The 12,619-nt window shown below is 61.8% G+C and carries 11 protein-coding genes and 1 pseudogene; 8 read left to right on the top strand and 4 right to left on the bottom strand.

Annotation, left to right across the window (positions count from 1 at the left end; all coding sequences use genetic code 11):
* The first annotated feature begins 2 nt into the window (after nt 1-2).
* The 4 genes and pseudogenes from modC to SC318_RS13420 all read left to right on the top strand — a co-directional run bounded on the left by modC (nt 3) and on the right by SC318_RS13420 (nt 4,738).
* Nucleotides 3-1,082, top strand: coding sequence for a molybdenum ABC transporter ATP-binding protein (modC, locus tag SC318_RS13405; protein WP_320427153.1), 1,080 nt, complete (start codon nt 3-5; stop codon nt 1,080-1,082).
* A 74-nt stretch (nt 1,083-1,156) separates the two neighbouring features.
* On the top strand, nt 1,157-2,206 hold the full coding sequence (locus SC318_RS13410) for a DNA topoisomerase IB (RefSeq protein WP_320427154.1): 1,050 nt from the start codon (nt 1,157-1,159) through the stop codon (nt 2,204-2,206).
* A 124-nt stretch (nt 2,207-2,330) separates the two neighbouring features.
* A pseudogene (locus SC318_RS13415) lies at nt 2,331-3,966 on the top strand (ATP-binding cassette domain-containing protein).
* A gap of 67 nt (nt 3,967-4,033) precedes the next feature.
* The gene (locus SC318_RS13420) at nt 4,034-4,738 is read left to right on the top strand and encodes a YoaK family protein (protein ID WP_320427155.1); all 705 of its coding nucleotides are present in this window, start codon (nt 4,034-4,036) and stop codon (nt 4,736-4,738) included.
* Between the two features lie 153 nt (nt 4,739-4,891).
* On the opposite strand, the gene SC318_RS13425 is transcribed toward SC318_RS13420, so the two are convergent.
* The 4 genes from SC318_RS13425 to SC318_RS13440 all read right to left on the bottom strand — a co-directional run bounded on the left by SC318_RS13425 (nt 4,892) and on the right by SC318_RS13440 (nt 6,708).
* Nucleotides 4,892-5,245 (bottom strand): hypothetical protein, encoded by a 354-nt coding sequence (locus tag SC318_RS13425; RefSeq protein WP_320427156.1) that lies wholly within the window; start codon nt 5,243-5,245, stop codon nt 4,892-4,894.
* A gap of 172 nt (nt 5,246-5,417) precedes the next feature.
* Entirely contained in the window at nt 5,418-5,729 is a 312-nt protein-coding gene (locus SC318_RS13430) for a branched-chain amino acid transport AzlD family protein (RefSeq protein WP_320427157.1), read from the bottom strand.
* Complete coding sequence (locus tag SC318_RS13435; protein WP_320427158.1) at nt 5,726-6,421, bottom strand: AzlC family ABC transporter permease; 696 nt, start codon at nt 6,419-6,421, stop codon at nt 5,726-5,728. The genes SC318_RS13430 and SC318_RS13435 overlap by 4 nt, the downstream gene beginning before the upstream one ends.
* Before the next feature lie 71 nt (nt 6,422-6,492).
* The gene (locus SC318_RS13440) at nt 6,493-6,708 is read right to left on the bottom strand and encodes a hypothetical protein (RefSeq protein WP_065892155.1); all 216 of its coding nucleotides are present in this window, start codon (nt 6,706-6,708) and stop codon (nt 6,493-6,495) included.
* Nucleotides 6,709-7,079: 371 nt separating this feature from the next.
* Between SC318_RS13440 and SC318_RS13450 the strand changes: the two genes are divergently transcribed.
* The 4 genes from SC318_RS13450 (at nt 7,080) to mgtA (ending at nt 12,597) form a co-directional block, all read left to right on the top strand.
* The gene (locus tag SC318_RS13450) at nt 7,080-8,363 is read left to right on the top strand and encodes an arsenic transporter (RefSeq protein WP_320427159.1); all 1,284 of its coding nucleotides are present in this window, start codon (nt 7,080-7,082) and stop codon (nt 8,361-8,363) included.
* Nucleotides 8,364-8,438: 75 nt separating this feature from the next.
* The gene (locus SC318_RS13455) at nt 8,439-9,050 is read left to right on the top strand and encodes a LysE family transporter (RefSeq protein WP_320427160.1); all 612 of its coding nucleotides are present in this window, start codon (nt 8,439-8,441) and stop codon (nt 9,048-9,050) included.
* Between the two features lie 305 nt (nt 9,051-9,355).
* Nucleotides 9,356-9,649, top strand: a complete 294-nt coding sequence (locus tag SC318_RS13460; RefSeq protein WP_320427161.1) for a hypothetical protein — start codon at nt 9,356-9,358, stop codon at nt 9,647-9,649.
* A gap of 233 nt (nt 9,650-9,882) precedes the next feature.
* The gene (mgtA, locus tag SC318_RS13465; protein WP_320427162.1) at nt 9,883-12,597 is read left to right on the top strand and encodes a magnesium-translocating P-type ATPase; all 2,715 of its coding nucleotides are present in this window, start codon (nt 9,883-9,885) and stop codon (nt 12,595-12,597) included.
* The last annotated feature ends 22 nt before the right edge of the window (nt 12,598-12,619 follow it).

A 12,619-nucleotide genomic window follows, 5' to 3' on the forward strand; every position in this document is an offset into this window, starting at 1 on the left:
CGATGATTGAGGTACGCCTGCAACTGAAGTATTCCGGCTTTGCGCTGGATGTGGAACTGCAATTGCCTGGCCGTGGCGTCACTGCCCTTTTTGGCCCATCCGGTTCCGGCAAGACGACCTGCCTGCGCGCTGTCGCAGGGCTGGAGCGCGCCGAGAGCGGGTTCGTGCAGATCAACGGTGAGCTCTGGCAGGACAGCCGTAACCGAGTGTTTGTGCCGCCGCATAAACGCGCCTTGGGCTACGTGTTCCAGGAGGCGAGCCTGTTTCCCCATCTCTCGGTGCGGGCCAATCTGGAATTTGGCTTCAAGCGCATCCCACGCGCGCAGCGGCGCGTGGAGATGGCCCACGCCACCGAGTTGCTGGGTATCGCTCAGTTGCTTGAGCGCAACCCGCAACACCTCTCTGGCGGCGAACGCCAGCGCGTCGGCATCGCCCGTGCGTTGCTCACCAGCCCCCAACTGTTGCTGATGGATGAACCCCTGGCAGCGCTCGACAGCCAGCGTAAAAACGAAATCCTGCCTTACCTCGAACGCCTGCACGACGAGCTCGATATCCCGGTGCTGTATGTCAGCCATGCCCAGGACGAAGTGGCGCGGCTGGCGGATCACCTGGTCGTGCTCAGCGAAGGCAAGGTATTGGCCAGCGGGCCAATCGGCGAAACACTGGCGCGGCTCGATCTACCCCTGGCGCGGGGCGACGATGCCGGTGTGATCGTCACTGGCAGCGTGATCGGTTACGACGATCACTATCAGCTACTCACCCTCCAACTGCCCGGTTGCCCCTTGCAGATACGCGTGGCCCACACGCCGATGGCCCTGGGCCAACAGCTGCGGGTCAAGATCCAGGCGCGGGACGTGAGCCTCAGCCACCAGGCGCAGGCACACAGCAGCATCCTCAACCGCCTGCCGGTCACGGTGATCCAGGACGTCGCAGCGGATAACAACGCCCATGTGCTGGTGCGCCTGGAGGCCGCTGGCACGCCGCTGCTAGCGCGCATCACGCGGTTTTCCCGAGACCAGCTGCAGGTGCAGCCAGGCCAGGTGCTGTGGGCGCAGATCAAGGCGGTGGCGGTGCTGGCCTAAACCATTTGGCACGACCGCAGGGCGCTGCGGTCAATCAGACATACCGGCCTGATCCGTTGCCAAGGAACCCGCACATGCCCGACTCTTCGCTGCCCGTCGATCTGCCTCGCGACTTGCACTACGTTGACGACACCCAACCCGGAATCCGCCGCAAGAAACTGCGCGGCAAATTCCAGTATTTCGGCCCCGACGGCGAGCGCATCACCGATGCCGATGAGATCAAGCGCCTCAATGCCCTGGCGGTACCGCCTGCTTATACCGATGTGTGGATCTGCGCCGACCCGCGCGGGCACCTGCAAGCCACCGGCCGCGACGCCCGTGGCCGCAAGCAGTACCGCTACCATACGCGCTGGCGCGAAGTGCGTGACAGTGACAAGTACGCGCGGTTACAGGCGTTCGGCAACGCCTTGCCCAAGTTGCGCAAGCAGCTGGAGGCACAGATCGCCGAGCCTGGGTTCACCCGCGAAAAAGTGCTGGCCACGGTGGTGATGCTGCTCGATGCCACACTGATTCGTGTCGGCAACGTCCAGTATGCCCGAGAGAACAAATCCTTCGGCCTGACCACCCTGCGCAACCGCCACGTGGACATCAAGGGCAGCGAGATCAAGTTCCAGTTTCGCGGCAAGAGCGGCGTGGAGCATCAAATCAGCGTCAAGGACCGGCGCCTGGCGAATGTGGTCAAGCGTTGCATGGAACTGCCGGGGCAGAACCTGTTCCAGTACCTGGACGAAGACGGCGAGCGCCATACCGTCAGCTCCCAGGACGTCAACGCCTACCTGCACAGCCTCACCGGCGAAGACTTCACCGCCAAGGACTACCGCACCTGGGCCGGCACGGCCATGGCGCTGGCGGTGTTACGCGAGCTGGCGTGGCAGCCGGAGTCCGACGCCAAGCGGCATGTGGTCGCCATGGTCAAGGACGTCGCCCGGCAGTTGGGCAATACCCCCGCCGTGTGCCGCAAGTGCTATATCCACCCGGCGGTGCTCGAACATTTTACCCTGGGTGAGTTGTCCAAGCTGCCCAAGCCACGGGTGCGCAAGGGTCTGAAAGCCGAAGAAGTCGCCCTGGCCATTTTCCTTGAACAACTGGTCGCAGACTTGCCCGCGCAAGCCAAGGTGGGTTAGCCTCTGCCTCCCTTCTGACTCACGGGACGATTGCCGACGTGAACAACTAAGCCTTCCAAAATGTATATGCAACGAGCCGCCTGGCGCACTTGTTGGCCTGTTCGACATTTTCATGGAGGTGCTGATGACTCACGTCAACCGGCCGCCCGCATTGGTTTCCCTGCAACACCTGTCTTTCCAGTTCGCCAATGGCGAAACCTTGCTGGAAGACCTTAATTTGTCCATCGACCAGACGCCCACCGGGATCGTCGGCCGCAACGGCCGCGGCAAAAGTATTCTGGCGCAATTGATGGCCGGCATCCTGCAGCCCTCCTCTGGTACGCTGAAGGCGCCCGCCGACGTGGCCTACGTTGCGCAGAATGTGGTGGTTCCTGCGGGTGCAACGGTAGCGGACATCACCGGCACTGCCCCGTGCCTGGCCGCGCTTGAGCGCATGGCTCGGGGCGAAGGCCTGAACGGTGACCTGGAACTGATCGATGATCGCTGGGACCTTGCCGAACGCCTGCGCCTGGCCCTGGATGCAGCGGGACTGACCGCGCTGAGCGCGGCTTCTTGCGCCGATCAGCTCAGCGGTGGTCAATTGGCCAGGGTCGCGCTGATCGGTGCATGGCTGGCGGCGCCGCAGCTGCTGATCCTCGATGAGCCCAGTAACCACCTGGACCGTCTCGGGCGTGCCTGGCTGCTGCAGCAAGTGCAGGATTGGCGCGGCGGCCTGGTGGTGGTCAGTCATGATCGGCAGTTGCTTAACACGATGGGCCGGATCATCGAGCTTTCGCCCCTGGGCGTGCAGGTATACGGCGGCAACTTCGATGCCTATCTTAAGCAACGCGACGCCCAACAGCAGGCGGCCGTCGCAACGTGGGAGTACGCCCGCGAGCAGCGCAGCCGCGAACGTCGACGCTTGCAAAAGGAGCATGACAGCCTGCAGCGCAACGCGGCGCGCTCACGCAAACAGGCAGAGACCGCCAACGTCGACCGGTTCACCAAGTCGCGATGGAAAAGCGCAGCCACGCAAATAGTAAGCACAATGGGGCAGCGCCCATCAGGATCAGAAAAACACACTCGATGCGCAGGTGCGCCAGGCTTACGAGCGTGTGGTAGACGAGACGCCCACCCTGCTGGCCTTAGCCGGTTCGGCAGTGGCCAACGGTCGCCAGGTGCTGAGCCTGCAACACGCGCAGCTGCCCTGGCTGGACCCGCTGGCACCTTCAACCTATGTGACCCTTGAGCTGGCCGGCCCCGTGCGCGTGGCGGTGCGCGGGCCGAACGGTTGCGGTAAATCCACCTTGCTCAAGCTGCTTGCCGGCCAATGGCAAGCGGTCAGTGGCAACTGCACGGTAGCGCTGCCGTGCGCGTATATCGACCAGCAACTGACCCTGCTGGACGATCAGCGCAGCGTTGTCGAACAGCTCAACCTGCTCGACACGCCGCTGGTCGAAGCCGAACTGCGCACGCGCCTGGCCTTGCTGCAACTGGATGCCTCACGGGTGACCCGGCGGGCAGATCAACTCAGTGGTGGCGAACGGTTGAAAGCGGCCATGGCGATCGCGGCGTGGCGCGGGGTACCGGCGCAACTGCTGCTGTTGGACGAGCCGACCAACCACCTGGACCTGGAGACAGTGATTGCCTTTGAGCAAGCCTTGAAGGGTTTTACGGGAGCGGTGGTGGCGGTGTCACACGATGAGGCGTTCCTGCGGGCGATCGAGCCCAGCCATTACTTGAGCTGGTACAGCAGCGGTTGGCGCCTGGAGCCTGTGTGAGGTGATTGCGCGCCCAGGCAAAGCGCCCTAGGGTAGTGGCCGGATAACCTCACTGGAAACCGGCCCTATGCTGCCTTCGCCCTCCAAGCCTTACGCCAATGCCGCGCTCGCCCATCGACAGCGCTGGCGCGGGCGTGTGGGCCTGGCGCTGGTGGCCGGTTTGTCGGTGCTGGCGGGCATGACCGATGCGATTGGTTTCATGGCCAGCGGCGATTTTGTCTCGTTCATGAGCGGCAACACCACGCGCCTGGCGGTAGCCATCAGTGCCGGTGACCTCGGCCTGACCGGACGCTTGCTGCTGCTGGTCGCGACCTTCATCGCTGGCAACGCCTTGGGCGTGGTGGTCAGCCGCCTCAGCAAGCGGCATGCGCTGCCCTTGTTGCTGAGCATCGGCGCGCTGCTCTGCGGCGCGGCGCTGCTGCCCGGGGCCGATACATTGCCGGCGCTGTTGGCGGCAATCATCGCCATGGGCATGCTCAACGCGGCCGTCGAGCAAGTGAACGGCGTGCCCGTGGGGCTTACGTATGTGACGGGGGCGCTTTCGCGTTTCGGGCGCGGGCTGGGCCGCTGGCTGCTGGGCGAACGCCGCAATGGCTGGCGCATGCAGCTGATACCCTGGGCGGGAATGTTTGTCGGCGCCGTGTTCGGAGCGTTGCTGGAGCAGCGAATCGGCCTGCGCGCACTCTGGGTCAGCGGTGGCCTGGCTGGGCTATTGGGGCTGGCGACCCTGGCGATTCCCCGGCGCTGGCAGCTGGGCTACATGCCACGCTGAACAGGGGCAGGTAAACAAGGTGCCCGCCCGACGTTTAAGCCTCGACATCCGTGTACCGGTAAAGAGCCATCACGTCGGGCGAGCGGGTGAATAATAAGCCAACCCCCGACGGCTGTCCCGTCAGGCGTTGACTAAGTTGACGAGGGCAACGTATTACAGACAAGTGGCAAGAGCAGCCAGGCGGCGCTTGGCCGGCATCGTGTCTTCTGCGGCGTAGTACTTGACGGTAGAACCTGCACCCGTGCTCAGCACATCCACAAAGTAGTCACCGCCGGTGGTGTACACCGTAAAGCCGCCTGCCTCGGTGGCTTCCTTGAACCCGCCGGCGTCGACGCCAAACACGCTTTCGTCCTGCCAGCCGTACTGGATGCATTGGGCAACCACCAGGGTGGCCTTGTCTGACGTCATGCTCTTATAGGGGTTGCCCGTGCGCGCCTCTTTCATCTTCGAACCCGCGCAACCGGCCAGCGTCGCCAGCATCAATGCGCCTATAACCACTTTATGCATGCCCATGCTTCCTTGGAAAAACCGTGACTCTACCATTGCGCCACCGCCAACTGGCGCGCCGATGAACTTTGTTTCACTGTGAAAGGAAAACCGGCGGCCTATAGTGGCCAAGCTCATTTTCAAGAAGTCTTCCTTCTGCCCGCCCTCCCGCGGGCTTTTTTTCGCCTGCGGTTCAGAGCCACCAGCGCAACAGGTAAAACAGCGCCATGCTCGACAGCACGGTGATCAGCACGCTGCGCGTCCACACCATCAGCGCCACAGCGCTGATTCCGGCCAGCAAGTAGGGGTTGCTCGGGCTCAGGTTGAGTTGGTGGTCTTTGATGAAAATAATCGGCCCGCAAATAGCGGTGAGCATGCCGGGCACGGCGAACCCCAGGAACTCTCGCGCGCCCCGATTGAGCCGCACCGGCAGGCGCGGTTCGAGAAACAGGTAGCGATTGAAAAACACCACCAGCCCCATGCCCACAATCATCAGGTAAATCATCGCTGCCCTACTCCCAGACGTTTGCAGGCGAACCCGGCACTCATGCCCAGCACCCCGGAGACCACCACCGCTGATTCCCACTGCAGGTAACTGAGCCACACCGAGCACAACAGCGCAACGGCGACGCACACCACCGTCGGCACGTCGCGCACCACCGGTGTGATCAGGGCGATAAAGGTCGCGGCAATCGAAAACTCCAGCCCCAACTGGTCCAGGCCGGGAATGCTCTTGCCCAGCACAATGCCGGCCAGCGTGAACAGGTTCCAAATGATGTAGAACGTCAGGCCGACGCCCAGGGCATACCAGCGATTGAAGGTCTGGCGGTCATAGTGGTTGACCAGGGCAAAGAACTCGTCGGTCAACAGGAACCCCAGGCTCATGCGCCAGCGGACGTTGAGCGAGGACAGCGTGGGGCGCATGTGCATGCCGTAGAGCAGATGTTGGGAGGTCAGCAGCAAGGTGGTCAGCACAATAGAGATCAGGCTGGCGCCACTTTTGACCATGCCGATCGCCACCAACTGAGCCGCGCCGGCGAACACGATGGCGGACAACCCTTGGGCTTGCAGCGGGGTGAATTGTGCATCAATGGCCATCGAGCCCGCGAGCAACCCCCAAGGGGCACAAGCCAGGGACAATGGAATGACAGCGATTGCGCCACGCGCGAATGCGCTGTGAGGTAGGGCAGTAGGCATGAACTGGGCTCATCGACAAACAGTCGACAAGCATGCCAGCGCACCAAGGCGCTTGTCTTGAACGATCTTGCTCAGGCGAGTTTTACCGAAACCAGTTCCACCGAGTCGCGCGCTTCGCGCAATTCATAGGCGTCCTGATTCAGCCGGTGAATGGTGTTGAGCAGGCGCTGGCGCAGCACCTCATCGCCGAGTTTTTCGACGGCACGCATCAGGTCGAACGCCGCGGTTTCGTTATTATCCGCGACGGAATCCAGGGTCTTGCGCAGGTTGCGGGTGGCTCGGGTCACGCGAAATTTTCCTTCATCAGCAATGGGCAGGCACTTTAGGACATTCATGTTTCAGTTTAATTTCAACCACTTGTGGTTGATCATCGGGTCGTTGATCCAGGTCAACCGAAATCAGGATTTGCCTTACAGGTAGGCCGCATACCTGTAGGCCCCCTGCTCTGCTTCCACACTGTTCAAATAGCTGGCCGATACCCCTGGAGCGCGGCAGCTGCTTTTGATTCTGCGCAACGGCGAACTTTACGTGTACGAACTGATCCATGCCTTGGATCACAGCCAGCCAGGGTTGCAAAACGACGCACTGCGTCGGCATGCAATGGGCGACAGACCACAACGGGCCAGCCCCTGCTGCTGTGCCATCGGAGCGTTAATTCATGCTTGTCGCAATTGCAATTTTCATCCTCACCATCGTGCTGGTCATCTGGCAGCCCAAAGGCCTGGGCGTTGGCTGGAGCGCCAGCCTGGGTGCGATCCTGGCCCTGGCGTGCGGAGTGATCAGCCTGGCGGATATTCCGGTGGTGTGGCACATCATCTGGAACGCCACCGGCACCTTTGTCGCGCTGATCATCATCAGCCTGTTGCTTGATGAAGCCGGATTCTTTGCCTGGACTGCGCTGCATGTGGCGCGCTGGGGGCGTGGCCGCGGCCGTCGACTGTTTGCCTATATGGTGCTGTTGGGCGCGCTGGTGTCCGCACTGTTCGCCAATGACGGCGCGGCGCTGATCCTCACCCCGATTGTGATGTCGATGCTGCTGGCCCTGCGCTTTTCCCCGGCGGCGACGCTGGCATTCGTCATGGGCGCCGGCTTCATTGCCGACACAGCGAGCCTGCCCTTGGTGGTGTCGAACCTGGTCAACATCGTCTCGGCGGATTACTTCAAGATTGGCTTCAACGAATACGCCGCCGTCATGGTGCCGGTGAATCTGATCAGCGTGGCCGCGACCCTGGCGGTACTGATGTGGTTTTTCCGTCGCGACATCCCGCACACCTACGACCCGGCCGAACTGGAAGAGCCCGCCAGTGCCATCCACGACCGTGCGACCTTTCGCGCCGGCTGGTGGGTGCTGGGTATATTGCTGGTGGGCTGCTTCGCGCTGGAACCGCTGGGCATTCCCATCAGTGCGATTTCGGCGGTATGCGCCGTGCTGCTCCTGGTGATCGCCGCCAAGGGGCACCAGATTTCCACGCGCAAAGTTCTCAAGGACGCGCCGTGGCAGATCGTGATCTTTTCCCTGGGTATGTACCTGGTGGTGTACGGCTTGCGTAACGCCGGCCTGACTGACTACCTGGCCACCTGGCTCGACACCTTCGCAGGCTTCGGCGTGTGGGGCGCGGCGATGGGTACTGGCGTGCTGACGGCGCTGTTGTCTTCGGCGATGAACAACCTGCCGACGGTGTTGATCGGCGCACTGTCCATCGAATCCAGCCATGCCGTGGGCGTGGTCAAGGACGCGATGATCTACGCCAACGTAATCGGCAGCGACCTGGGCCCGAAAATCACCCCTATCGGCAGCCTGGCGACGTTGCTGTGGCTGCATATCCTGGCGCGCAAAGGCATCACCATCACCTGGGGTTACTACTTCAAGGTCGGGATTGTGCTGACCGTGCCGGTGCTGTTGATTACCCTCGCTGCCCTCGCCTTGCGCCTGAGTGTCTAGGGAACGCTGCGCAGCCGATGGAAATCCCTCTGCACACTGACGTATGCTCGCGCACTTTCTCGGAAGGACGCGAGCATGCTGACCATCTTCTTCTCTGCGCTGGTTTTCGGTTTTGTGTTTTGTCTCTCCCCCGGCGCGGTGCTCGCTGAGACCCTGCGCCGTGGCTTGCTCCAAGGCTTCACCCCGGCACTGCTGGTACAGATTGGCTCGCTGGTGGGCGACGCGGTGTGGGCGGTCATCGGCCTGACTGGCATCGCGCTGTTGATCCAGCATGACGCGGTGCGCGTGCCGCTGACGGTGATCTGTGCGCTGTACCTGGCCTGGCTGGGCCTGCGCAGCCTGATTGATGCCTGGCAGTTACCGCAAGTCGAGGATGCGCCCGCAAGCTCCGCAAAAAACGCCCTGGCCGTGGGCGCGGCGATCTCCCTGGCCAATCCGAAGAACATCGTTTACTGGGGCGCCTTGGGCAGCGCGTTGTCAGGCATCGTCGGCACCACCCCGAGCCATGGGCAAACGCTGATGTTTTTTGCAGGCTTCATGCTGGCATCGGTGGTGTCATGCTTTTTGACCGCCGCCCTGGTCAACGTATTGCGCAAGAACGCTTCGCCGACTTGGCAGCGCGTCAGCTATGGCGCCTGCGGCGTGATATTGCTCTACCTGGCCATTCTCGCAGCGCAAGGTATTTGAAGTTATATAGGCAGTCACTTAACTGAATGAACTCTGAACATCCGCTAATTTAATTAACCATGCGTTGACATTCTGTAATTGCCTGAGTAAATTCCCCCTGCCCGCAACTGGGGCCTTTTTTAAACCTCACAAAAGAAGCCAATGGACACAGTATCTAGTCGCTGTCCGAGCACCGCCTCCGCGGGCGTCGGGCGCCAAACCCAGAACATGACGGGACTCGCCTTCCAGGTCCGGTAAGCTGCGCTAGAGCTTGATGCTCCACCGTAACTGCCTCGCCGGTCGCTTGTCCGGTCCCGAGGTGTGTTATGACCTTCAAAACCCTTGTTTTACCTGATGTACCTACGCTGGCCGCAGCCCTGCGAGCCAAGCTGTGCCGTGCGCCCGCAGGCTTTTCGCAAGCCCGTGCGGGCTTTGCCTTATCTTCCCTTCAAGTACGCCCGGCTCGCCCGCTGGCGCACTGGCGTGTCTGCCCTGAAAGCGGCCAGCTGGTGCAGCATTGGGATCATGCCGACCCTCAAGACCCGCAGAGACCCAAGGTTTCCAGCCTGGCGCAAGCTGGCGTGATGCTCGCCTTTTATATGAGCGTTCGCGCCGCCTGACCTGACTGGAAACAGCAACTTTCTTATTGATGTTCTGGAGTTCCTTATGAACCTATCCAGTCGTAGCTCGCTGCGCGAAAGTTAATTAACTCACCGCCAGCGGGCACTGTAAAAGTTACACAGACTTCTATTTAAACCGATCGCGAAGTTCGCGGCTCGGCATGCTTTCGCTCGCCTGTCTTCAGGTAAGTATCGGGTATGTTTTGTCGAGAGTTGGCGACAGGAGTACAGACATGAGCGCCGTAAAAAACACGCCACTGCACAACAAAAAAACCACCGACGACGGCACCAGGCTGTCGATGCGCGCCGCCCGCGAAGCCCAGAATGGCCTGTCGGCCACCTTGGCCAACGTACGCGCCACCCGGGACGGCCTGACCGAACTGGACGCCTCGGCGCGCCTGCAACGGGAAGGCTACAACGAGGTGGCACATGACAAGCCGCCTCACGCCATCGTGCAGTTCCTGCAGGCACTGAACAATCCCTTCATCTATGTCTTGCTGACCCTGGGCGTAATCAGCTTTATCACCGACTGCTGGCTGCCCATGCAGGACGGCGAAGAGGCCGACCCCACCAAGGTCATCATTATCATGACCATGGTACTGCTGAGCAGCCTGCTGCGTTTCTGGCAGGAACACCGCTCGGCCAAGTCCGCCGAGGCGCTTAAAGCCATGGTGCGCACCACCGCCACCGTGCTGCGCCGCGAGCAGGTTGGCGCCGGGCCGGCCCTGCGCGAAGTGCCGATGCGCGACCTGGTAGCCGGTGACATCGTGCAGCTGTCGGCTGGCGACATGATCCCCGCCGACATCCGCCTGATCGAATCGCGCGATCTGTTTATCAGCCAGGCGGTGCTGACCGGCGAAGCCCTGCCGGTGGAGAAATACGACACCTTGGGCGATGTCACGCAAAAGTCCGCATCGCCCCTGCCTGCCGGCCAGGGCAACCTGCTGGACCTGCCCAACATCTGCTTTATGGGCACCAACGTGGTCAGCGGCCGGGCGACCGCCGTGGTGGTTGCCACCGGGCCGCGCACGTATTTCGGCTCGCTGGCCAAGGCGATTGTCGGCTCACGGGTGCAAACCGCGTTCGATCGCGGCGTGAACAGCGTCAGCTGGCTGCTGATCCGCTTCATGCTGGTGATGGTGCCGATCGTGTTCTTCCTCAATGGCTTCTCCAAAGGAGACTGGGGCGATGCCTTCCTGTTCGCCCTTGCGGTCGCCGTTGGCCTGACCCCGGAAATGCTGCCGATGATCGTCAGCGCCAACCTGGCCAAGGGCGCCACGGCCATGGCCAAGCGCAAAGTGGTGGTCAAGCGCCTCAATGCGATCCAGAACTTCGGCTCCATGGACGTGCTGTGCACCGACAAGACCGGCACTCTGACCCAGGACAAGATTATCCTCGAACACCACGTCAACGCCTGCGGTCAGCGTGATGATGCGGTGCTGTCCCTGGCCTGGCTCAACAGCTTTCACCAGAGCGGCATGAAAAACCTGATGGACCAGGCCGTGGTGCAGTTCGCCGAACGCAACCCCAAGTTCCAGGTGCCGTTTGCCTACAGCAAGGTCGATGAGTTGCCGTTCGATTTCGTGCGTCGGCGCCTGTCGATCATGGTCAAGGACGCTGCCGGCGATCATTTGCTGGTGTGCAAGGGCGCCGTGGAAGAGATGCTGGGCATTTGCACCCACACCATGGAAGACGGCGCCGCCGTGCCTCTGGATGAGCGCCGCCGCGAGCAGTTGCTGGCGATCGCCAATGACTACAACGAGGACGGTTTCCGCGTACTGGTAGTAGCCACCCGCACCATTCCGAAAGCGCTGGCACGTGAGCAGTACACCACCGCCGACGAACGTAACCTGGTGATCCATGGCTTCCTGACCTTCCTCGATCCACCAAAGGAAAGCGCCGGCCCGGCGATTGCCGCACTGCAGCAAATCGGCGTGGCAGTCAAAGTCTTGACCGGCGACAACGCGGTGGTCACCAGCAAGATCTGCCGCCAGGTGGGCCTCGAGCCAGGCCAACCGTTGCTGGGGGTGGAAATCGAAGCGATGGACGACGCCACCCTGCTGCGCCGGGTGGAGGAGCGCACGGTGTTCGCCAAGCTGACGCCGCTGCAGAAATCGCGGGTGCTCAAGGCGCTGCAAGCCAACGGCCACACGGTCGGTTTCCTCGGCGACGGGATCAACGATGCGCCTGCGCTGCGCGATGCCGACGTGGGTATTTCGGTGGACAGCGGCACGGACATCGCCAAGGAGTCGGCCGACATCATCCTGCTGGAAAAGAGCCTGATGGTGCTGGAAGAAGGCGTGCTCAAGGGCCGCGAAACCTTCGGCAATATCATGAAGTACCTGAACATGACCGCCAGCTCCAACTTTGGCAACGTGTTCTCGGTGCTGGTGGCCAGTGCATTCATTCCGTTCATGCCAATGCTGGCCATTCACCTGTTGCTGCAAAACCTGATGTACGACATCTCCCAACTGGCGCTGCCGTGGGACAAGATGGACAAGGAATACCTGGCCAAACCGCGCAAGTGGGATGCGAAAAACATCGGTCGCTTCATGATCTGGATCGGGCCGACCTCGTCGATCTTCGACATCACCACCTTTGCCCTGATGTGGTACGTGTTCTCGGCCAACAGCGTGGAAATGCAGACCCTGTTCCAGTCCGGCTGGTTTATCGAGGGCCTGCTCTCGCAAACCCTGGTGGTGCATATGTTGCGCACCCGCAAGATCCCGTTCTTCCAGAGCACGGCCGCGTGGCCGGTGTTGATGATGACCTGCATCGTCATTGCCCTGGGCATCTACGTACCGTTCTCGCCGCTGGGCACCCTGGTGGGCCTGCAGCCGCTGCCGCTGGCGTACTTCCCATGGTTGGTGGGCACGCTCCTGGCTTACTGCTGCGTCGCCCAACTGATGAAGACGATCTACATCCGCCGCTTCAAGCAGTGGTACTGATCTCCCCGTTCAAACGGTGGGG

Source organism: Pseudomonas sp. MUP55, from assembly GCF_034043515.1.
Classification (GTDB): domain Bacteria; phylum Pseudomonadota; class Gammaproteobacteria; order Pseudomonadales; family Pseudomonadaceae; genus Aquipseudomonas.

What these genes read in the sequence shown, in the direction of transcription:
- SC318_RS13410 (WP_320427154.1), top strand. Translation starts at nt 1,157, where the DNA reads ATGCCCGACTCTTCGCTGCCCGTCGATCTGCCTCGCGACTTGCACTAC.
- SC318_RS13460 (WP_320427161.1), top strand. Translation starts at nt 9,356, where the DNA reads ATGACCTTCAAAACCCTTGTTTTACCTGATGTACCTACGCTGGCCGCA.
- SC318_RS13425 (WP_320427156.1), bottom strand. Translation starts at nt 5,245, where the DNA reads ATGCATAAAGTGGTTATAGGCGCATTGATGCTGGCGACGCTGGCCGGT.
- modC (WP_320427153.1), top strand. Translation starts at nt 3, where the DNA reads ATGATTGAGGTACGCCTGCAACTGAAGTATTCCGGCTTTGCGCTGGAT.
- SC318_RS13455 (WP_320427160.1), top strand. Translation starts at nt 8,439, where the DNA reads ATGCTGACCATCTTCTTCTCTGCGCTGGTTTTCGGTTTTGTGTTTTGT.
- SC318_RS13450 (WP_320427159.1), top strand. Translation starts at nt 7,080, where the DNA reads ATGCTTGTCGCAATTGCAATTTTCATCCTCACCATCGTGCTGGTCATC.
- SC318_RS13420 (WP_320427155.1), top strand. Translation starts at nt 4,034, where the DNA reads ATGCTGCCTTCGCCCTCCAAGCCTTACGCCAATGCCGCGCTCGCCCAT.
- mgtA (WP_320427162.1), top strand. Translation starts at nt 9,883, where the DNA reads ATGAGCGCCGTAAAAAACACGCCACTGCACAACAAAAAAACCACCGAC.
- SC318_RS13430 (WP_320427157.1), bottom strand. Translation starts at nt 5,729, where the DNA reads ATGATTTACCTGATGATTGTGGGCATGGGGCTGGTGGTGTTTTTCAAT.
- SC318_RS13435 (WP_320427158.1), bottom strand. Translation starts at nt 6,421, where the DNA reads ATGCCTACTGCCCTACCTCACAGCGCATTCGCGCGTGGCGCAATCGCT.